Source organism: Paractinoplanes ferrugineus (assembly GCF_016862195.1).
Taxonomy (GTDB): Bacteria; Actinomycetota; Actinomycetes; order Mycobacteriales; family Micromonosporaceae; genus Actinoplanes; species Actinoplanes ferrugineus.
In genome coordinates this window covers 126,492-146,521 of sequence record NZ_BOMM01000022.1, presented here as the reverse complement: position 1 = coordinate 146,521, position 20,030 = coordinate 126,492, and the positions used below count along the sequence as shown (strand labels likewise).

General features: G+C 72.2%; 18 protein-coding genes and 1 pseudogene. 11 read left to right on the top strand and 8 right to left on the bottom strand.

The window, feature by feature from the left end; all coding sequences use genetic code 11:
• Positions 1 to 5: 5 nt before the first annotated feature.
• Both Afe05nite_RS14300 and Afe05nite_RS14295 read right to left on the bottom strand, forming a co-directional pair.
• Positions 6 to 1,064 carry a maleylacetate reductase gene (locus Afe05nite_RS14300; RefSeq protein WP_203817553.1) on the bottom strand — a complete coding sequence of 353 codons (1,059 nt, stop codon included), beginning with the start codon at positions 1,062 to 1,064 and terminating at the stop codon, positions 6 to 8.
• Positions 1,061 to 1,924, bottom strand: a complete 864-nt coding sequence (locus Afe05nite_RS14295; RefSeq protein ID WP_239117813.1) for an intradiol ring-cleavage dioxygenase — start codon at positions 1,922 to 1,924, stop codon at positions 1,061 to 1,063. Before Afe05nite_RS14295 ends, Afe05nite_RS14300 begins: the two co-directional genes overlap by 4 nt.
• Before the next feature lie 414 nt (positions 1,925 to 2,338).
• Between Afe05nite_RS14295 and Afe05nite_RS14290 the strand changes: the two genes are divergently transcribed.
• Positions 2,339 to 3,121, top strand: a complete 783-nt coding sequence (locus Afe05nite_RS14290; protein WP_203817552.1) for an IclR family transcriptional regulator — start codon at positions 2,339 to 2,341, stop codon at positions 3,119 to 3,121.
• Positions 3,122 to 3,221: 100 nt separating this feature from the next.
• Positions 3,222 to 3,356 carry a hypothetical protein gene (locus tag Afe05nite_RS44540; protein WP_275407470.1) on the top strand — a complete coding sequence of 45 codons (135 nt, stop codon included), beginning with the start codon at positions 3,222 to 3,224 and terminating at the stop codon, positions 3,354 to 3,356.
• A gap of 24 nt (positions 3,357 to 3,380) precedes the next feature.
• Here Afe05nite_RS44540 and Afe05nite_RS14285 read toward each other — a convergent pair whose 3' ends face one another.
• The 3 genes from Afe05nite_RS14285 to Afe05nite_RS14275 are packed head-to-tail and all read right to left on the bottom strand — an operon-like array spanning position 3,381 to position 8,165.
• The gene (locus tag Afe05nite_RS14285; RefSeq protein WP_203817551.1) at positions 3,381 to 4,268 is read right to left on the bottom strand and encodes a hypothetical protein; all 888 of its coding nucleotides are present in this window, start codon (positions 4,266 to 4,268) and stop codon (positions 3,381 to 3,383) included.
• The gene (locus Afe05nite_RS14280) at positions 4,265 to 4,636 is read right to left on the bottom strand and encodes a hypothetical protein (protein ID WP_203817550.1); all 372 of its coding nucleotides are present in this window, start codon (positions 4,634 to 4,636) and stop codon (positions 4,265 to 4,267) included. The genes Afe05nite_RS14285 and Afe05nite_RS14280 overlap by 4 nt, the downstream gene beginning before the upstream one ends.
• 10 nt (positions 4,637 to 4,646) lie before the next feature.
• Positions 4,647 to 8,165, bottom strand: a complete 3,519-nt coding sequence (locus Afe05nite_RS14275) for a CHAT domain-containing protein (RefSeq protein ID WP_203817549.1) — start codon at positions 8,163 to 8,165, stop codon at positions 4,647 to 4,649.
• Positions 8,166 to 8,359: 194 nt separating this feature from the next.
• Here Afe05nite_RS14275 and Afe05nite_RS45215 point away from each other — a divergent pair.
• Positions 8,360 to 10,006: pseudogene (locus tag Afe05nite_RS45215) on the top strand (fibronectin type III domain-containing protein); the annotation flags it as partial.
• Between the two features lie 5 nt (positions 10,007 to 10,011).
• On the opposite strand, the gene Afe05nite_RS45210 reads toward Afe05nite_RS45215, so the two are convergent.
• Positions 10,012 to 10,509, bottom strand: a complete 498-nt coding sequence (locus tag Afe05nite_RS45210) for a hypothetical protein (RefSeq protein WP_498371342.1) — start codon at positions 10,507 to 10,509, stop codon at positions 10,012 to 10,014.
• On the opposite strand from Afe05nite_RS45210, the gene Afe05nite_RS45205 reads away from it, so the two are divergent.
• The gene (locus Afe05nite_RS45205) at positions 10,469 to 11,206 is read left to right on the top strand and encodes a fibronectin type III domain-containing protein (RefSeq protein WP_498371341.1); all 738 of its coding nucleotides are present in this window, start codon (positions 10,469 to 10,471) and stop codon (positions 11,204 to 11,206) included. The two genes, Afe05nite_RS45210 and Afe05nite_RS45205, sit on opposite strands and share 41 nt — an antisense overlap.
• Before the next feature lie 330 nt (positions 11,207 to 11,536).
• Here Afe05nite_RS45205 and Afe05nite_RS14265 read toward each other — a convergent pair whose 3' ends face one another.
• On the bottom strand, positions 11,537 to 11,920 hold the full coding sequence (locus tag Afe05nite_RS14265) for a toll/interleukin-1 receptor domain-containing protein (protein ID WP_203817547.1): 384 nt from the start codon (positions 11,918 to 11,920) through the stop codon (positions 11,537 to 11,539).
• A gap of 340 nt (positions 11,921 to 12,260) precedes the next feature.
• Here Afe05nite_RS14265 and Afe05nite_RS14260 point away from each other — a divergent pair, with 340 nt between their 5' ends.
• A complete protein-coding gene (locus Afe05nite_RS14260) occupies positions 12,261 to 13,295 on the top strand; it encodes a cation diffusion facilitator family transporter (protein WP_239117812.1) in 1,035 nt (344 codons plus the stop codon).
• A gap of 7 nt (positions 13,296 to 13,302) precedes the next feature.
• Here Afe05nite_RS14260 and Afe05nite_RS14255 read toward each other — a convergent pair whose 3' ends face one another.
• Positions 13,303 to 13,827 (bottom strand): GNAT family N-acetyltransferase, encoded by a 525-nt coding sequence (locus Afe05nite_RS14255; RefSeq protein WP_203817546.1) that lies wholly within the window; start codon positions 13,825 to 13,827, stop codon positions 13,303 to 13,305.
• A 119-nt stretch (positions 13,828 to 13,946) separates the two neighbouring features.
• On the opposite strand from Afe05nite_RS14255, the gene Afe05nite_RS14250 reads away from it, so the two are divergent.
• The 6 genes from Afe05nite_RS14250 to Afe05nite_RS14225 all read left to right on the top strand — a co-directional run bounded on the left by Afe05nite_RS14250 (position 13,947) and on the right by Afe05nite_RS14225 (position 19,815).
• Positions 13,947 to 14,792 carry an ABC transporter ATP-binding protein gene (locus Afe05nite_RS14250; RefSeq protein ID WP_203817545.1) on the top strand — a complete coding sequence of 282 codons (846 nt, stop codon included), beginning with the start codon at positions 13,947 to 13,949 and terminating at the stop codon, positions 14,790 to 14,792.
• Entirely contained in the window at positions 14,793 to 15,785 is a 993-nt protein-coding gene (locus Afe05nite_RS14245; RefSeq protein ID WP_203817544.1) for an ABC transporter substrate-binding protein, read from the top strand.
• 1 nt (position 15,786) lies between these two features.
• Entirely contained in the window at positions 15,787 to 17,883 is a 2,097-nt protein-coding gene (locus Afe05nite_RS14240; protein ID WP_203817543.1) for an iron ABC transporter permease, read from the top strand.
• Positions 17,884 to 17,923: 40 nt separating this feature from the next.
• Entirely contained in the window at positions 17,924 to 18,163 is a 240-nt protein-coding gene (locus tag Afe05nite_RS14235; protein ID WP_203817542.1) for a hypothetical protein, read from the top strand.
• Between the two features lie 144 nt (positions 18,164 to 18,307).
• The gene (locus Afe05nite_RS14230) at positions 18,308 to 19,258 is read left to right on the top strand and encodes a sigma-70 family RNA polymerase sigma factor (RefSeq protein ID WP_203817680.1); all 951 of its coding nucleotides are present in this window, start codon (positions 18,308 to 18,310) and stop codon (positions 19,256 to 19,258) included.
• The gene (locus Afe05nite_RS14225) at positions 19,258 to 19,815 is read left to right on the top strand and encodes a TIGR03086 family metal-binding protein (protein ID WP_203817541.1); all 558 of its coding nucleotides are present in this window, start codon (positions 19,258 to 19,260) and stop codon (positions 19,813 to 19,815) included. Before Afe05nite_RS14230 ends, Afe05nite_RS14225 begins: the two co-directional genes overlap by 1 nt.
• Positions 19,816 to 20,030 lie beyond the last annotated feature (215 nt).

The window sequence follows — 20,030 nt, the reverse complement described above, 5'->3', positions numbered from 1 at the left end:
CGCGTTCAGTTGAGGGCGCCCTCCCAGGCCGCGCGCAACAAGGCGGCGATCTCGTTGCGGGAGGCCGGGCGGGGGTTGGCGTAGGAGCTTTCGGCTACCGCGTCGGCGACGCGGTCGATGTCGGCGAAGGCCATGCCCAGTTCGGCCAGGGAGCCGGGGGCGCCGAGACTGTCGGCCAGGTCGAACAGGTAGCGGGCGGGGTCGGAGCAATCGAAGGCCCGGCTCAGGGCCGCCACCGCGGCGGGGGCGGCGGGGGCGTTGAAGGCCAGCACGTGGGGCAGGACCACGGTGTGGGTCTCGGCATGGGGCAGATTGAGGGTGCCGCCCAGGGCGTGACACAGCTTGTGGTGCAGGGACATGGTGGTGGCGCCGAGGACGGCTCCGCACAGCCAGGCACCGTAAAGCGCAGTACTTCGCGCGGATAAATCGGAAATGTCCGAGGCGACCCCGGGAAGCGCGGTGGCCAACGAGGTGGCGCCCTCGACCGCCATCAACGACACGATCGGGGACGCGTCCGGAGCGTACAAGCCCTCGACCGCGTGGGCGATCGCGTTGAAGCCGCTCGTCACGGAGAGCGAGGCCGGCATCGACACGGTCAGCGACGGGTCGTAGATCACGCTCACCGGCAGCACACGGGAATCGCGGCCGGTGCGTTTCACCCCGTTCGTCGTGAGGCCCCAGACCGGCGTCATCTCCGAGCCCGCGTACGTCGTCGGGACCGCCACCACGGGCAGGCCCAGCTCCTTGGCCACCGCCTTGCCCAGGCCGATCGACGAGCCGCCACCGACCGCCAGGCAGCTGTCGGCGCCCAGTTGCGAGGCCACGTCGACGGCTCGCGCGGCGACCGCGGCGGGCACGTGCATGACCGCCTCGGGCAGGATGCCGACGGCGCGATCGCCGAGCGTCGCAACGATCTGCTTGCCCAGCGCCTCCTGCCGGGGGCCGCAGAGAACCAGCACCCGCTCGAAGCCCAGGGCGGAGATCTCGGTCGGCAGCGACGACAGCGAGTCGGCGCCGAAGACCACCCGCATCGGCAGCGCGGCGTAGGTGAAGGACCGGGTCATGACTCCAGCAACCGGAGATCGAAGGTCAGGGTGCGGAACGGGTTGCCGAGGCCGGCGGCGGCGGCGCGCTCCGGGTCGTCGACCGACGGGACGGCACGGACCAGGCTGTCCTTGACGCCGAAGACGGCATCCGAATCCAGATAGGGACTGTCGTCCACGAACACGTGGGTGGTCACCGAGCGATATCCCGGTGCGGTCACGATGAAGTGCAGATGCGCGGGCCGGTAGGGATGCCGGCCGGTGGCCGAGAGCAGCTCGCCGACCGGGCCGTCGGACGGGATCGGATAGAACCGCGGCACCACCGACCGGAACCAGAACCGGCCGTCGGCATCCGTGGTGAACAGCCCGCGCAGGTTGCCGACCGGTTGGATGCCGGGCTGCTGAACGTCGTAGAAGCCGTCCTCGTTCGCCTGCCAGACGTCCACGGTCGCGCCCTTGACCGGCTCCGACGACGGCCCGGTGACCTGTCCGGACACCAGGCACGGCGCGCCCTTGCCGTCGAGCGCGATCAAGTCGCCGAGTTCGCGGGGCGGGGACTCGACCACATGGAACGGTCCGAGCACAGTCGATTCGGTCGACCCGCCGCCGCTGCGGTGGTTGATCGTCTCGACAAGCATCGACACCCCGAGCACGTCGGAAAGCAGGATGAACTCCTGCCGCGACTCGTCGCATTTCTGCCCGGTGCGGGTCAGGAAATCGATCGCCACGGCCCACTCGGCCTCGGTCAGCTCGACGTCCTTGACGAACGCGTGCAAATGCTTGACCAGCGACGTCATCACCTCGCGCAGCCGCGGGTCGGCCGTCTGACCGAAACTCTCGGCAACCACTTCAGCCGAGCGCTCCTCACTGAACAGCTCCATGCCCACACCCTATGCCCTGCCCCCGCACGCACGCGCGAACTGCCCGCGCACAACTGATTACCGAATTCCTCCCGGTATTCACAAAAATCCCCTATCAGTACGCTCGCCAACTCCCGCGATCTCCCCGAATACCCTGGTCAGGCACTTTCGCCGAACCCGGGGCGGGAAAGGGAAAAGCCTCGAACAACCGCCCATCGGCAGCCCCCCGGAACAATTCCCTGGCACCCCCCGCAAAGCCCGAGAATTGCACCGGCCCACCTCGCCGACACCGGACCGCGCCGAAATCGCCGAACCGCTCGGGCGCCGTCCGCCGACGACGGCTACCCTGCCTACCGCAGGGCGGGAACCGGTCGGGCGTGGTGCGTACCCGGCATTTCCTTGCCACCCGCCGGCCCGTGACATAGAGAAGGCGCCATGACTTCGCCGGAGCTCCGCCCGGACAGCCCGCACGCCGTGAGCGGTGCGGTTCGGTCGGTCGGGCGCGCTCTGGACATTCTCAGCGCGTTCAGTTCGGCGCACCCCCGGCTGACTCTCTCCGAGCTGGCCGAGGCGGTCGGTCTGCCCCGGCCGAGCGTTCGGCGCCTCGCGGTCACCCTGATGGACCGGGGTTTCCTGCGGCAGGACCAGGACGGCGGTTACCTGCTCGGGGTACGCCTGGTGGAGTTGGGCAGCCAGGTCACGGCGAGCTCGGCGGTCACCCACCTGGCCGCGCCGGCCGCCGACGAGCTGGCCCGGATGACCGGCGAGACGGTGCTGATCGCCGAGGTCGACTGGTCGTCGCTGTCCCTGGTGATCATCGGCAAGCGGCATCCGGTGCAGCCGGCCGCTGAGACCTCGCCGGTCGGCCACCGTTACGACCTCGCGAGCGGCTGCCTGGCCAAGGCGGTGCTGTCCGGGTTGCCGCCGTCCGGGCTGGCCTCGGTGGTGCCGAAGTTGCGGCTCACCGCGCGTACGCCGGCGTCCATCGTCGACCCGGCGGCACTGACCGCCGACGTGACCGCCAGCCGCGCCCGGGGCTACGCCGTACAGTCCGGCGAGTTCCTGCCCGGCATGTCCGGCGCCGCCGTTCCGGTGCACGTCTCCGGCCGGGTCGCGGGCGCCTTGGCGGTGCTCGGTCCGACGAGGCGCTACCCGGGGCCCGAGCTGCACCGGGCCGGCCGCCTGGTGCGCAGCGTCATGACCGCAACCGCCCGGTGACGGCGGGTCACGCGTTTCGCGCTACGGAATGACGCCTCGCCACCGGTCGATCCTGCTGGCTACCCTCCCGGCGTTCCGATCGCACGCAGGAGGATCCACCGTGGCCGACGACAACAAGGACATCGAGTTCGACAAAGACGGCGGCGGCACGATGGTCACCGTGATCGTCAGCGGCTTGATCCTGCTGATGGTGATCGCCCTCGGCGCCCTGCTCTACCTGGCCTTCGCCAACTGAGCCGCGCGAACGAGGTTCGTCGAACTACGGTTTGTCGCCCGTGGTGAAGGCCGGCTCCGGGCTGTCCGAGCCGTACCGCAGGTAGGAGACGAGCTGCTCCCCCAGCTCCCGTTCCGCTGCCGGGTTCGCCGGCAGTGGCCAGCACAATTTGCGGTAGAGCTCCAGCCGATGCAGGTCGATCGAAGCCTCGAGCAGCTCGGCGTGGGTCTGCGCGGTGCCGAGCACGACCGTACGGGTCAGGAGCACGGCACCGGCCAGCCCCACCGGCCCCAGCCACCACACCCAGGGCGTCAGCAGGATCAGGAGCAGGCTCCAGAGCACGGCCATGACCGCTCGCTCCACCGCGTTCGTGGCGGCCGTGAGCTCCTTCTGAGTGGTCTCCGGCATGACCAGGAACAGGTGCGGCCAGATCGCGACCGGGTCCAGCCCGTACTTGTCGATCGGTCTGGTCCGGGCGGCCCGCGCCAGGTTGCCGAGCCGCGTCGGCCGGTAACGCTCCGGCGTACTCGGCAGTTGCCGACGCGTACGGTCCGGCCGGCCGGCCGCCACGTCCCGCTGAGCCCGCGCCGCGTCGCGTTCCGCGGCGACCTTGACCCGGTCGACGAGCCGCTCGCGCAGCGGGTCCAGCCACCCGGGCCAGTCACCTTCCAGCAGCCGGCTGGTCGCCGGCCCGGCGGCCAGCACGAGCAGACCGGCCACCGCCACCCCGACCAGCACGGCCGCGGTGGCCAGGCCCTGGACGAAGCCGGTCCGGCCGGTGAGCCACCGCATCGACCGCCCGACCAGCTGGCCGTCGTCGTGGCTGGACCACGCGGCCACCGCCGCGCCGAGAAAGACCAGGGCCAGCAGCGCGGCGCCGAACACCCGCTGCGAGGCCCGGCCGCTGACCGTGCGGAAGAGCGACTCGATCAAGGCCGGCTGCCACTTCGGACGAGGTCGACGTCGTGCACCGGGCACTTCGGCGGTTTCTCCCCGACGAACCGCCTGTACCAGACCAGGGTGCCCAGCGGGCAGGTGAACGTGGCGGACGGCCGGACGAACTCGGCGTCACCGGGCAGCCGGGTGTAGTCGCGCGGCGCCGACGACACCGCCTCGAGGTAGTCGGCCAGCCATTCCCGCACCCGGGGCTGCCGCTCGACCAGGACGATCAGCTGCTCGTCGTCGGCGACGGCCGCGATCTCCGCGCCGAACGTGCCGGCCAGGTCGGGCCCGAGCAGCTCGGGCAGGTGCGGGCGGACGGCCTGCACCGCCCGGCGGACTGTCGATTCCTCACTGGCCACTCAGGACTCCTCACGCGCCGACGTAGATGAACGGGGCCCAGAAGAACGGATCGCGGAACGGACGGTCGGACGGCGGCCGGAACCGCAGGAAGCTCAGTGCCGGCGGCAGGTCGACGCATTCTCGCAGAATCTCACCGGCCGTCACATCCCGGAGCCGGCGGCGGGCACGGGCCAGCGCGGCCGGCGGCTCGACCTCGGCCGCCGCCCGGTAGAAGGCGCGCACGAACAGGAAGGTGGCCGCGTCGTCGACCGGCCACAGCGTGCCGATCACCCCGATCGCGCCGCTGTAGATGCAGGCCGAGGGCAGGCCCACGACCTCGTCCCGGGCCGACAGGACGTCGCTGATCCCGGTCTGGCAGGCGGACAGGAACACCAGTCGTACCCCGCTGAGCAGCTGCCGCTCGATCAGCTCGCGGAGCAGCAGCGCGTCGGACCCGATCCGGATGGCCGAGTCGGCCGGCTCGGCCGGCGCGTAGACACCGTGGGTCGCGAGGTGCAGGTGGGTGAACCGGGGCAGCGCCGCCAGCAGTTCTGCCTTGGCGCGCGGTCCGGGCGGGACGACCACCCCGGCGCTCAGCTCCGCCACCTCCCGGCCGGCCAGGGGCAGGCTCGGGTCGGCGTACGCGAGAACGCCCGGCCGCCGCCCGGCGCCCCCCGCCAGTCGCGTGCGGCAGTGGTGCCGGACCTCGGCGGACACCGCCTGCACCAGCGTCCCGTCGGTGAACAGCCCGAACGGCACGGCGCTCCACGGCCCCATCGGCACGACGATCGTGCTGCCGGCCCCGGCCCCGGCGGCGGCCAGGCCGGCCCGCAACCAGTCCGCGACCGGCGACCGGCGCAGCTCCGCGAGCGCCTCGCGGATCAGATCGTCACCGAACACGGCGCCGACCAGCAGCCCGCCGCCGCCGTGGAACAGCAGTTCGGACAGGTCCTCGTGGCGCAGGTCGTGCTCCCGTCTCGTCATCTCGCCGGTCTCCGGGCGCAGGGTCAGCAGCACCGAGCCCCACGAGGTCGACAGGACGTAGACGAGGGCATCCGCCCCGGCGGCATAGCGACGGATCGCCGTGACATCGGTGGGCTTCCGGGCGGTGAGCCGGCCCCGGGCGTCGGCCGCCGCCCGGCGCGCGTCCGCCAGTTCGGCCTGCCGTCGTTCGTCGTCCAGCCGGGCCTGCGCGGCCGCCGTCCGCGCGTGGGCCAGCCAGGGCGCACGCACCGCGGCCTCGGCGGCTCGCATCGTCTCCAGCGCGCGCAGATAGGTCTCGTACTCGGGTGTGGTCCGGTCGACCGCCGGTTCCACGGTGGCCGGGTCGAGTTCGAGCGCCTCCCGCAGCGCGAACGCCCGGCCCGCCTCGGCCAGCACGATCGCCTGTTCCAGGTCGCCGGCGCGGGCCGCCGCGTACGCCGCCGAGGTGTGCTGCACGCCCGCCTGCCGGAACAGGCCGGTGCGCGCGGAGGTGCGGACCGACTCCTCGTAGGCGTACCGCCACGCGTCGACCGCCTGCCGGAACGCGCCGGCCGCCGCCGGCCATCGCCCGGCCGCGGCGTGGCATTCGCCGAGCAGGCTCGCCACGCGGACGGCGACCGAGGGGGTACGGTCCGGTCTGAGCTCCGCCAGCGCCAGTTCGCCGTGGTGGACCGCGTCCTCGAGCTCCCCGCCGAGCTGGTGCACGACGGCCTTGTTGAGTTGCGCGATCCCCCATTCGAACGGAAACCGGTCGCGGCGCAGCGTGTCGATCGCCTCGCCGGCGGCGGCCAGCGCCCCGGCCCGGTCGGGTTCCGCCTTCTTGGCCAGGATCAGCGACAGTCCCGAGCGCAGCACACCCCAGCTCCGCGGATCGCGCTCCCGGTCGTAGTAGGAGCCGGCCCGGACGTTGTGCTCCATCGCCTGGTCGGCGTGCTCGACGGCACCCTGGTTGACCTTCCGGGTGAACAGCATGGCGAGTTGCTGATGACACTCCGCCGCGACGCCCCCGTCCGGGTCGTCGGACACGACGGCGAGAACCTCCGCCAACAACTCGATGGCCTGCTGCTCGAAGCGGTCGGCCGGCTCCCGGTCGCGTTCCAGCATCGTCGTCGCGAGGCCGATCCGGGCCTGCGCCCACTCGGCCCGGCCGTCCTGCCGGCGCAGGACCGAGACCGCGTTGCTGAAATGGGTGAACGCCTTCTCGATGTTGCGGTCCCGGTTCCCGCCGTAGCGAAGCGCGTGGCACAGCCCCAGACTCGTCTGGATCACCGCCCACTCCACCGGCGCCTGGGCGCGCCGCAATCCGTCCGCCGCCGACTCCAGTGCTGCCCGGGCCTTCTCGAGGTTCGCGAAACGATCACCGGTCGCTGTCCGCAGGTAGTGCGTGCCGATGTTGTTGCGGATGAGGGCGACGGTGTTCGGGTGCTCAACCGGGTCGAGCAGCTCGAGTGCCCGCTCGGCGAGCTGCCGGCTGTGGACCTCGTTCGCCGCCGGGTCGCCGGCCACCCGGCTCCCGTAGGCGTTGCTCAGATTGGCCAGCACGGACGCCCGGCGGGCCCGGTCGCGCGAACTGTCGACCCGGCTCAGCTCGGGCAGTGCCAGAGCTTCCTCGCCGGCGGCGATCGCCCGTTCGATCCACGTCGCGCGGGCACCGTCGCGCGGCTGATCGCAGTACATCGCGGCGAGGTTGCTCAGCGCGGTCGCGAGCCAGGTGCGCTCCGCCTCGGCCCGCAGCACCGGGAGCACCGCTTCCACGACGGCGATCGCCTCCGCGGTCCGCCCCCGGTCGAGTTTGAAGAGCGCGAGCCCCTGATAGACGCTCGCGTGCGCCCGCTGACTGCCCTCGGCGCGGTCCGCCAGTTCGCTCGCCAGCTCCAGCGCGCGTTCGTAGCCGGCCGGGGTCGCGCCCCGCTCCGGGTCGATCAGCTCCTCGATCCGGTTGAGCTCGACCGAGATCCGCAGTTCCACCAGCATCGGCAGCACGTTCGCGAGGCGCTGCCGGTCCGCCGGCCGGCCGAATCGCGCCCGGGCCCGGCGCAGCTCGGCGAGCGAGGTGTCGATCTGCGCCAGCCGGTCGGCGATCGGCGCGCCGGGGTCGAGTCGCGCCCGGATCCGGGCCAGCAGACTGCCGAGATCGTCCGGCAACGGTTCGTCGGCCGGCCCCGGCCGCTCGTCGGCCGGCCCGGGGTGCGCCACCCAGCTCTCGAGCAGCGGGGCCACCGCGTCGAGCTCACCCCACACCACGTGGGTCGGCTCGGCCATCGCCTCGGCCGCCCGGACGATCTGGGCCAGCTCGGTTCCGGTCCACTGGCTGTCGTGCCGGCTCATGCCCGGTGGCGGGACGAAGATCATGACCGGCAGGTGCCGGGGGTGATAGACGAGCAACGGGTGCGGCTCTCGCCGGGTGCGGTGGCAGTGGCCGCAGACGAAGTCGAAGACGACCCCCGTGCGGATCTCGTCGACGACCTCCGGCTCGGCCTCGAGGTTGCGGATGACGCGCAGCTCGAGAACCATCCGGTGGCGGCAGTGGGCGCACACGGTCTCGGGACGGAGCGGTTCGTACATGTTCCCCGGAGGCTATCGGTGAAGGTGCGCTCGCCCCTCGTGGCGACGAATTGCCGACACTGTCGAACCGGGTGCGGGGCACCGCACGTACCCGACTAATTCGTCACTTCCGTCACTTCGCACTTTTTTACTGTTTGTCGGCAATACCGTGAGCTTGCGCATCTGCTGGCGTATCACGGTGAGGAATTGCGGTAATGGTCGGAACAATTCCGCGGCGCAGTTGTGCCGTAGTGCTCGCACTGTTCGTCGGCGGATTGGTGGGGCTGGTGGGAATGCCACCCTCCGCCGCCGACGACCCGATCCCGACAAGCCTCGCCGACGAGATGATGTACTCCGTCAGCGGCGGCAAGTTGGCCCGTCTGGTCGCCGACAGCTCCCAGGCCACCACCAGCTCGGCGCCCTCGGTGCAGTCGGTGGCGGTGGCCGCGGACGGCACCGCCTATGCGGCACTCGGCGACGGCAGCGTATTGCAGGTCAACTCCGACATGTCGCTCGGCGCCTCCCTGTTCGGCAACCTGCTCAGCGCCGACGACGTGGCCGTGGACGGTGTCGGCAACGTCTACGCCGCCGACAGCACCGGGCAGAAGCTGGCCGTCAACCGGGCCGGCGCCGAGTCCGACCTGCCGACGACGAACTACAACCCGACCCAGGTCGCGGCGGGCGGCGACCACATCTACTTCGCCGCCCAGGGATTCGTCTTCCAGTACCGGGACGGGATGACACCGAAGCGGCTGGCGATACCGGACAGCCTCAACGATCTGGCCGCCGACGCCTCGGGCTACCTCTACATCGCCGACCAGAACAAGATCTCGAAGTACGACCCCTTCGCCGACTCCGTCAGCCAGCTTGCGATCAACATGCCCTACGGACCGGTCGCCCTCTCGGTCAGCGACAGCGGCGCGTTGTACGTCGAGACCAGTGACGGCAACGTCTACCGCTACTCGGACACCGCCGCCCTGGGCAGCCCGATCCTCAACGTCGACGCGGGGCGGGCGATCGCGGTCCGCGCCGTGCCCAAGGCGCCGACCAACGTCAAAGCGGTGACCGGCGACGCCACCGTGAAACTCAGCTGGGACGCGGCCGGCCAGAACGGCGGGCAGGAGGTGAAGCGCTACGTAGCCACGGCCTACACCGGTGGCACGGTGGCCGGCACGTGCCGGGTCACCGATCTCGCCTGCGACTTCACCGGCCTCACCAACGGCAGCTCCTATTTCTTCACCGTGAAGGCGGCGAACACCACCGACGACACCGGCCTGTCGGTGGCCAGCGCGCCGAGCGACCCGGTGGTCCCGCACAAGTCACCGGCCGCGCCCACCCTGAAGACACCGGCGGCCGGCAACGCCGCCGCGACGCTGGCCTTCACCCCGGGCGCCGCCAACGGCAACACGGTCACCGGCTGGCAGACCACCACCGACGGCACCACCTGGGCCGCGGCCCCGGCCGAGCAGCTTCCCACGGGCGACGTCGAGGTCGTGGTCAGCGGTCTGACCAACGGCACCGACACGGTGGTCAAGGTGCGGGCGGTCACCGGCCAGAAGGCGGGTCAGGAGGACATCGTCGGGGCCCCGTCGGACGTCTCCGCCAGTTTCACGCCGCTGGCCGGCCTGCCCGGCATACCCCGGAACCTGAGCCTCACGGCCGGCGACAAGTCGGCCACCCTGACCTTCACGCCACCGGCCGAGGCCAGTGACACCGCGCTCAGCTATCAGGCGAGCGTCGACGGCGCGGCCTGGCAGGCGCTGACCGTCCAGGGCGACACCACCCGTACGGCCACGGTCGGGGGCCTGACCAACGGCTCGGCGGTCCGGATCCGGGTACGGGCGGTGAACGGTGCGGGCAACGGCGTCTACACGGCCGGCAGCGTCACCCCGGCGATCGCGCCGACGACGGCCCCCACCACCACGGCACCCACTTCCGCACCCACTTCCGCGCCCACATCCGCACCCACCTCAGCACCCACTTCCGCACCCACCACGGCACCGACGAGCGCACCGACCACGGCGCCGACGACATCGGCCTCGACGAGCTCACCCACCACCGCCCCGACGACCACGCCCACGACGGCGCCGACCACCACACCGACGAGCGCACCGACCACCACACCGACGACGCCGGCCCCGACAAGTGCGCCGACGACGAGCCCGTCCGCGACCCCCACCTCGAGCCCGACCGTGACACCCTCCACCTCGGCACCCACCTCGGCGCCGACCAGTTCCCCGACCGCGACCCCCACCACGACGGCACCCACGACCACACCGACCACCCCGGCGCCCACCACCGCGCCGACCACACCGGCGCCGATCGTGCCGCTCGCGCCGACCGGGGTGTCGGCCACCGCCGGCATCGCGTCGATCACCGCCTCGTGGAGTGCGCCGGCGGCCAACGGCGCGACCATCACCGGCTACCGCGTCACCGCCGCCCCCGGCGGCGCCACCTGTTCCACCGGCGGAGCCACCACCTGCGTGGTGGGCGGGACGGCCGGTACGGCGTACACGGTAAGCGTCGTTGCTCTGTCCGAGGCCGGCGCCTCCGGCGCCTCGAACTCCTCGAACGCCGTGACCCCGACCGAGCTGACGGTGCCGCCCTCGGCGCCGGACACGACCCTGCCGCTCGAGACGCCGGACGGCCCGATCACCTCGGCCGCGCCCGGCTCGTCGCTGCGGATGTCCGGCTCCGGCTATGCGCCGTTCTCCGAGGTCACTCTGGCGGTCTATTCGGAACCCCGGGTGCTCGGCACCGTCAAGGCCGATGTGGACGGGGCGTTCGACACCGAGGTCGCCGTGCCCGCCGACCTCAGCGGCAAGCACTCGTTCGTCGCGGCCGGGGTGGACACCAACGGTGACTTCCGCGCGCTGCGCCTCGATCTGACGGTGGCCGCGTCGGGCGGTAGCGGCGCACTGCCGGTGACCGGCGCCGCCACCCTGTGGATGATCGTGGCCGGTTTCGCCACCGTGCTGGGTGGCGTGACGGTGCGCCGGTACGCGATCGAGAAGGACACCACCGGCCGGCATCGCGTACGCCGCGGCGGCGCTCACCGATAGGCCGTGTGCCACTGTTGAGGCGTGGGGACAGCGGCGCGGTCCGGCAGGGAGTCCGGATCGTCGCCGCCCCCGAGGAGTCCGGTCTCGCCAAGCCGCTCATCGAGCCGCTGCGCGAGGCCGGCTACGCCGCGCAGGATCGCAACGGCGTCGCGGCCGGCGCCCGACCTGATCCGGGTGCTGGGCGCCGACCACGACGACACCCGAGCCGTGCGCGCAAGCCTCCAGGAACTGGCCCGCGCCGCGACCCGACGCAGCACATCCAGGTCGGTGGGGACATCCTCATCGGCGACAAGGCACTTCAGAACAACGCGTCAGCGCACCGTGGCTTCCTCACCGGATCGCCGCGCACAGGTCGGCGACCCCCTGGTCCCAGTCCTTGACCAGATCGGCGTAACGCGTGCCGGCCAGGATCGCCGGTGGCTCGCCCCCGGTCAGCCGGGCCGGCAGAACCTTCACCGCGTGGCCACTCAACTGCCGGTGCAGAGTCGCAGTCCATTCCGCGTCCGTGTATGCCGACCGCCCCGACGACGAGTAACACAGCACGAGATAGTCGAGTGCGTCCAGCCCCTCGTCGATCTTCCCGACGATCGAGTCACCGACCGCGATCTCCTCGCTGTCGAGCCAGACCTTGTGCCCGCACTTCTCCAGCCCCGCCTTGAGCGCAGTCGCCTCGGCCCGGTCCGGAGTGCGATACGAGATGAACACCGCCGCCATACGCCACACCGTAACGCCCACCCGCACTCCCCCGCCCAGCCCACCGCTCAGCCGAGCACCTCGCCGCCGCGTGACCGCTTGGTGCTCAGACCGCCGGCAATTCACGCAGCCCCTGATCGAGGAAGTTGCGGCCTGACGGGACGCAGGCCTCGCCGAGGGGCGGGCCCAGCCGGACCCCGCGCTCCGAGAGCGGGCCGGTCGCGGCGGCGGGTGCGAACACGCCGGGCGGCGAACCGGGCGGACGTTCGCGGACGAGGGCAGTAGCGAAAGCGGCGTTCCTGCAGGTCGTTCGCAACTGCACGGTTGTCGCACGACTAGCGGTCAGGGTAGCCTGCGAGGCGTGGTGGAGCACGGGCACGGGCACGGGCATGAAGGCGGCCTGCTTCATCGGGTGCGGCACCTGGTGACTCCGCACTCGCACGCCAGCGGCGAGAAGGTCGACTCGGCGCTGGAGGGGTCGCGGGCGGGCCTACGCGCACTGTGGATCTCGCTGGTGGGGCTCGGGGTGACGGCCGGGCTGCAGGCGTTGGTCGTGGTGCTGTCGGGGTCGGTGGCGTTGCTTGGTGACAGTCTGCACAACGTGGCCGACGCCCTGACCGCCGTGCCGCTCGGCATCGCGTTCTGGCTGGGGCGGCGGGCGGCGACCCGGGCGTACACCTATGGTTTCGGCCGGGCCGAGGATCTGGCCGGCATCGCCGTCGTCCTGGCCATCGCCGCGTCCTCGGTGGGGGCGGGCTGGTTGGCGGTGGCGCGACTGCTCAGCCCTCGGGAGATGACGCACCTGCCGTGGGTGTTCGCGGCCGGGGTGACCGGGTTTCTGGGCAACGAGGCGGTCGCGCGTTATCGGATCAGGGTGGGGCGGCGCATCGGGTCGGCCGCCCTGGTGGCTGACGGCCGGCACGCCCGGACCGATGGTTTCACCTCGCTGGCGGTGGTTCTGGCGGCCGGCGGCACCGGGTTGGGCTGGGGCTGGGCCGACCCGGTGGTCGGCCTGGCGACCACGGTGGCGATCGCGTTCGTGCTCAAGGACGCGGGCCGGGAGGTCTACCGGCGGCTGATGGACCGGGTCGAGCCGGAGCTGGTGGATGCCGCCGAGCACGCCCTGCGGCACGTTCCCGGCGTCCACGACGTGCCGGCGCTACGCCTGCGCTGGATCGGGCACCGCCTGCACGCCGAGGCCGCCGTGGTGGTCGACGCGAAGTTGACCCTGCTGGCCGCGCACGAGATCGCCGCCGACGCGGAACACCAGCTGACCCACCACGTCCCGAAGCTGGCCACAGTGACCGTGCACGTCGATCCGGACAGCCATCCCGGCGCCGAGCACCACGCCGCGCTGTCCCAAGATCGCCGGCACCGCCTGGCCCACACCCACTGAACGGCGGCTACAGCGGCTTGTTGAAGATCAGGAAGTCGCAGGGCGTGGCCAGCCGGGGCGCCAGGGCGGGGAACGACTCGGCGAGGTCGGTGACGCGCACGACTCGGTAACCGGAACGGGTGTACCAGCCACGCAGGAACTCCTTGACCGGGTGCGACCAGGTCTTCGGCACCAGGAGCTCCAGCTGCATGGTGTGCCGGCCCTGACCGCGGGCCCAGTCCTCGGCGTACGCCAGGAGGTCCCCGCCCAGGCCGGCACCGCGCCGGGCGGGGTGTGTGACCAGCATGCCGACCTCGCCCTCGCCGGACGGCAGGCGCTGAACCCGGGCGGCGCCGATGATCTCCGCGCCGTCGCGGGCCACCACCAGTTCGCCCGCGTCGATCAGCGCCCCGATCTCGGCCGGCGACGTGCGGTCGACCTCGCCCGCCCACAGGCCGTCCTCGGCGACCGCGTAGACCTTGTTGACCAGGTCGGCCACGCCGGTGCGGAGTTCCGGGTCGGCGGCCGACGACTGCGGGGCGATGGAGATCATGGCCCGATGCTGCCAGCCCTCTCGTGATCGGCGCCACCTCGAAGAACCCTCATGTACCGCGAAAATCACTTAGGTTAGCCTCACCTCATGAACCGGGGCGAGATGAAGACCGAGGCGAGATGACGACCGAGGCCGGGTTGGGTACGAGGCGGGGCGAGACCGACGGTGCCGCGCTCACCGGCGCTGACCTGACGCTCGCCTACGACGGCCGGACGGTCGTGCACGGAGCCGGCATCGCGTTGCGCGCCGGCACCGTGGTGGCGCTCATCGGGCCCAACGGGTCGGGCAAGTCCACCCTGCTGCGCTCGCTCGCCCGGCTGCACACGCCGCGGTCCGGGGCCGTCGACCTCGGTGGCGAGGACGCGTTCGCGCTGCGGCCCCGCGACTTCGCCCGCCAGGTCACCCTGCTCACCCAGTCGCGGCCGACGCCGGGCGGGGTGCGGGTGCGGGACGTCGTCGCGTACGGGCGGCATCCCTACCGCGGGCGGTTCGGTGCGGGGGACACCGACGGGCCGGCCCACGTGTCGCGGGCCATGGAGCTGACCGGGGTGGCCGGGATGGCCGACCGCGCGGTCGACGAGCTGTCCGGCGGCGAGCTGCAGCGGGTGTGGCTGGCCACCTGCCTCGCCCAGGACACCGGCGTGGTGCTGCTCGACGAGCCCACCACGTTCCTCGACCTGCGCTATCAGATCGAGACCCTGGACATCGTGCGTGACCTGGCCGACGCGCACGGGGTCGCGGTCGGCGTCGTGCTGCACGACCTCGACCAGGCCGCCGCGGTCGCCGACGAGGTCGTACTGCTGGAGAAAGGCGTCGTGCGCGCCACCGGCCGCCCCGCCGAGGTGCTCACCGCCGAGCTTCTCACCGAGATCTACGGCCTGCGCATCGACGTCCACGTCGAGGCCGACGGCCATGTCCGCACCCGGCCGGTCGGCCGGCACCACATCCGAAAGGTTTCCATCTAAATGAGCATCACCCGCCGCGCCCTCGCCACTTCGGCGGTGGCACTCACCGCGATGCTGGTCTCGGCCTGCGGCACCACCGAGGACACCACCGACACGGCGGCCCCGGCGTCGTCGGCACCGTCCGGGCCGGTCGACCTCACCGACGAGCGCGGCGCCGTGCACCTGAACGCACCGGCCCGCAACGTGGTCTCCCTCGAATGGGGCCTGACCGAGAACCTCGTCGCGCTCGGCGTGAAGCCGGCCGGGCAGGCCGACGTGAAGGGCTACAACGTCTGGGACACCAGCGCCCCGATCGACGCCACCACCCCGGACGTCGGCCAGCGCGGCGAACCCAGCCTCGACGCGATCATCGCGCTGAACCCGGACCTGGTCGTCACCACCACCGACGTGCAGGAGCCGGTGCTCAAGCAGCTCGCCGCCAAGGTTCCGGTGCTGGCGCTGCGCGGGTCCGACGGCAGCGACCCGATCGGTTACATGCGCAAGACGGTGAACACCCTGGCCAAGGCCACCGGCACCGAGGCGAAGGCGACCGAGTTGCTCGCCGGCTTCGACGCCAAGGTCGCCACCGGCAAGGACGCGCTGGCCAAGGCGGGCAAGACCGGCGCGCCGTTCACCATGGCCGACGGCTGGGTCGACTCCGGCACCGTCACCCTGCGCATGTACACGCCGAACTCGTTCTTCGGCGGCATCGCCAAGGAACTGGGGTTGGCGAACCAGTGGACCACCGGCGGCGACAAGGACTACGGACTCGCGCAGACCGACGTCGAGGGCCTCACCAAGATCACGGGTGCCGGCACCACGTTCCTCTACGTGGCCAACAAGACCGACGGCGGCGACTTCACCGACAACCTCAAGGGCAACGCGGTCTGGAAGCAGCTCCCGTTCGTCACCGGGAACAAGGTCAAGCGCATCCCGGACGGCATCTGGATGTTCGGCGGCCCGGCCTCGGCCAGCGCCTTCGTCGACGCGCTCGTCCCGGCCCTGACCGCCTGACATGACAAGCACGATCGACGCTCCGGTCAAGATCGGGAAGACCGGGAACCCGCAGACGTACGGGATCATCGCCGTCTTCGCGGGGGCGGTCGTGCTGCTCGCCGTCCTGGCCGCGGTGCACCTCACGCAGGGCACCGCGCGCCTGGGCGTCGGCGAACTACTACGCGCCGGCTGGCCGTGGGCGCCCGACGACAGCACCCGCGAGCGGGCGGTGGCCGTACTCGTGGCAAGCCGGCTCCCCCGCCTCGCCGCCGCCCTCCTGGTCGGCATCGCCGTCGGGATCGCCGGTGGGGTCTTCCAATCGGTCGCCCGCAACCCGCTCGCCTCCCCCGACACGCTCGCCGTCAACGCCGGCGCCTACGTCTCGGTGGTGGCCGTCGCCGCGTCCGGCGTCGCCCTGCCGTTCTCCGTCAACGGCCTGGTCGCGTTTGTCGGTGGCCTGCTCGCCGCGGGTCTGGTGCTACTCGTCGCGCGGGGCGGCGCGGCCGGCCCGACCCGGCTCGTGCTCGCCGGCTCGGCGGTGGCTCTCGCGCTCAACTCGCTGACCACCGTGCTCCTGATGCTCTTCCAGCAGAACACCATCGGCCTGTACGCGTGGGGCAGCGGCTCCACCGTGCAGTCCGGCTCGCACCAGGTGAGCACGGCCGCCCCGATCGTCGCCGTCGGCGTGCTCGCCACGCTGCTGATCGCGCACCGGCTCGACGTGCTGGCCATCGGCGACGACGCGGCCCGGGTGCTCGGTGTCGACGTACGCCGCACCCGGGTGGTCGCGGTGACCCTGGCCGTACTCCTCGCCGCGATCTCGGTGAGCGTCGCCGGCCCGATCGGCTTCGTCGGCCTGTGCGCGCCGGTCATCGCCCGGCTGATCGCCCGCCGGGTTCCCGGCCTCGGCGCCCACCGGTTGCTCCTGCCGTTCGCCGGGCTGGCCGGCGCGGTCCTCGTGGTCGGCGCCGACGTGCTGCTGCGCCTGGTGTTCGCGGCCGACAAGTCCATCTCGGTGCCCACCGGCGTCGTCACCACCCTGGCCGGCGCGGTGGTGCTCGTCTGGCTGGCCCGGGGGCTTCGCGACGGCGGTCCGGCGTCGGTTCCGGCCCGCGGCGCGCCCGGCTCGGTGCGTACGCGTGGCCGGATCTTCTCGGTCTCCGCTTTTCTCGTCGTGGCGGTGGTCGCCGCCTTCGTCGCCGCGCTGCTGCTCGGTGACCGGATCGTGCTGCTCGGTGACGTCCTGAACTGGGCCGAGGGGATCTCCGGGCGTCAGGTCAGCTTCGTGCTCGACCAGCGGTGGCCGCGCGTGCTCGCGGCCCTGGCCGGTGGTGCCGCGCTCGCCCTGGCCGGCGCGATCGTGCAGGCCGTGTGCCGCAACGCGCTGGCCGAGCCGAGCCTGCTCGGCGTCACCCCGGGGGCGAGCGTCGGTGCGGTGGCCGTCGTCATGCTGCTGCCCGGCCTCGGCGTGTGGCCGGTGCTCGGCGCCGCCACTGCGGCCGCGCTCGCCGCGTTCGGCCTGGTCTACTGGCTGGCCGCGGGGCGCGGCCCGGCCTCCGACCGGATCGTGCTGATCGGGGTGGGGGTCAGCGCCGCCGCGACGGCGCTGACCACCCTGGTCGTGGTCACGGTCTCGCCGTGGAACATCAACACCGCCCTGACCTGGCTGGCCGGCTCCACCTACGGCCGCACCACGGGTCAGGTCGTCCCGGTAGCGACCATGCTGCTGATCGCGTTCCCGCTGGCCCTGGCCGGTTCCCGCACACTCGACCTGGTCGCCCTGGACGAGGACGTGCCCCGGGTGCTGGGCGTCCCGCTGGGCCGGGCCCGCCTCGGGCTGCTCACCCTGGCCGCGCTGCTGACCGCGGCGGCCGCGGTCGCGGTCGGCGCGCTCGCCTTCGTCGGCCTGGTCGCCCCGCACGCGGCCCGCGCCCTGGTCGGCGCCCGGCACAGCCGCGCCGTCCCGGTCGCGGTCGGCCTGGGCGCCCTGCTGGTGAGCGTGGCCGACACCCTGGGGCGTACCGTCATCGCCCCGTCCTCGCTGGCCGCGGGCTTGGTCACGGCCCTGATCGGCGCGCCCTACTTCGTCTGGCTGCTCTGGCGCAGCCGCACCTGATTCCCTCGTCGGGCTGGGCTGGGCGGGGTACGGCAGCTGGGTGCTGACCCGCCGTACCCCGCTCTTCGCCCGCGACCGCGTCGTCGCCGCCTGGATCGCGCTCGCCGCCTGGCCGGCCGGCGGGATGGGAGTGGCTGCCATCGCCGTCTCCCGCCACCGCTCCCCCGTTGGCCTCGCCCTGGTCGTCGGCGCCCTCGGCGTCGCCGCGGTCGCGAACCTCGTGGTGGCCCGCCGCCGGCGGGCCGCCCTGCTCCGCAGGTCGACCGAGCTCAGCCGTTAGGCCGCGGCTGGTCGGTCGGCATTTTTGTCATACCTGCTCTTTACGATCGCCGAGACAGACCGCGGACGCCGGCGGAACTCATCGGCCCGACGACGATGAGTTCCGGCCGCGACCGCTGTCGTAACTTCATGAGGAGGTGGCGTGGTGGAAGCCGAGTTCGTGCGGCAAGCGGATCCCTACCGTCGGGAGCTTCTGGCGCACTGTTATCGCATGCTGGGCTCGGTCTACGACGCCGAGGACCTGGTGCAGGAGACGTACGTTCGGGCCTGGCGCTCCTACGACCGTTTCGAGGGCCGCTCGTCGATGCGCACGTGGCTGCACCGCATCGCGACGAACGCCTGCCTCAACGCGCTCGAGTCGCGCAACCGCCGCCCGCTGCCGATCGGGCTCGGCGCGCCCAGCTCGGACCCGGCCGACGACCTGGTCGAGCAGCGTGAGGTGCGATGGCTCGAGCCGATGCCCGACGAGTTCCTCGACCCGGCGTCGGTGGTGACCGGCCGCGAGAGCATCCGGCTGGCCGTGGTCGCCGCGATGCAATACCTGCCGCCCCGCCAGCGTGCCGTGCTGATCCTGCGGGACGTCCTGCAGTGGTCCGCGGCCGAGGTGGCGGAGATGTTGGAGATGACTGTCGCCTCGGTCAACAGCGCCCTGCAACGGGCGCGGGCCCAGATGTCGCGGACCGAGCTCGACTCCGACAAGATCACCGAGCCCGGCGACGCCGTGCGCAAGGAGCTGCTGGACCGGTTCGTGGCCGCGTTCGAGGCCAAGGACATCCCCGCCATGGTGGACATCTTCACCAAGGACGCGGTGTGGGAGATGCCGCCGTTCACCGGTTGGTACGAGGGGCCGGAGAACATCGCCCGGCTTGTCGACACGCACTGCCCGGCCCGCCGACCCGGCGACATGAAGCTGATCCCGACCAGGGCGAACGGCCAGCACGCGTTCGGCCTCTACATGCGCGACGGCGACGTCTACAAGCCGTTCAACCTCCCGGTCCTGACGTTGACCAAGGACGGCGTCAGCCACGTGTCGAGCTTCTTCGACAGGCGCCTGTTCCGCACGTTCGGCCTCCCCGATTTCCTTCCGGTGACCTGATGACAGCAGCGCTGCGGGCCGGGGTGGCCGTGCTGGAACGGGCAGTTTCCTACTGCCTGGGCAGCCTTTCCCTGGTGACGCCGGCGCTGCTGAGCAACCCGACCCCGTGCCCCGGGTGGGATCTCGGCGCCCTGCTGGAGCACCTGATCGACTCGATGACCGCGCTGCACGAGGCCGCCGACACGGGCGTGGTCCGGCCCAGCGCCCCGCCGCCGGCGGCGCCGGTCGTTCCGCTGGCACGCGACCGGGCGGTGCTCCTGCTGGGTGCCTGGGCCGCGGTCCGGGACGATTTCACCGTACGGGTGGACGAAGCAACCGCCGCCGCCCCCCTGATCGCCACCGCCGGGGCGATCGAGCTCACGGCCCACAGCTGGGACGTGTCCCAGGCGTGCCACCGGTCCAGGCCGATCCCACCCGAGCTGGCCGACGAGCTCCTCGACCTGGCCGTCATCCTGATCCGCCCGGCCGACCGCCCCGGCCGTTTCGCCCGTCCCGTCCCCCCACCCGGCGACGCCTCGCCGGGCGACCGTCTGCTGGCCTTCCTGGGCCGGCGCTGACCTGCCACCGCCTTCACCGCCTTCACCGCCGACCGCCGAACCCGGCCTGCGTCGCCGCGGCAAATCGCTCAGCGCCGCGGGCGGATCGCTCAGCGCCGCGGGCGGATCGCTCAGCGCCGCGGGCGGATCGCTCAGCGCCGCGGGCGGTGGCATGCCGAGCTGGTGACACGTCGAGGGTGCCACCGGTGGTCGGCCGCGCATCATCGAGCGGGATT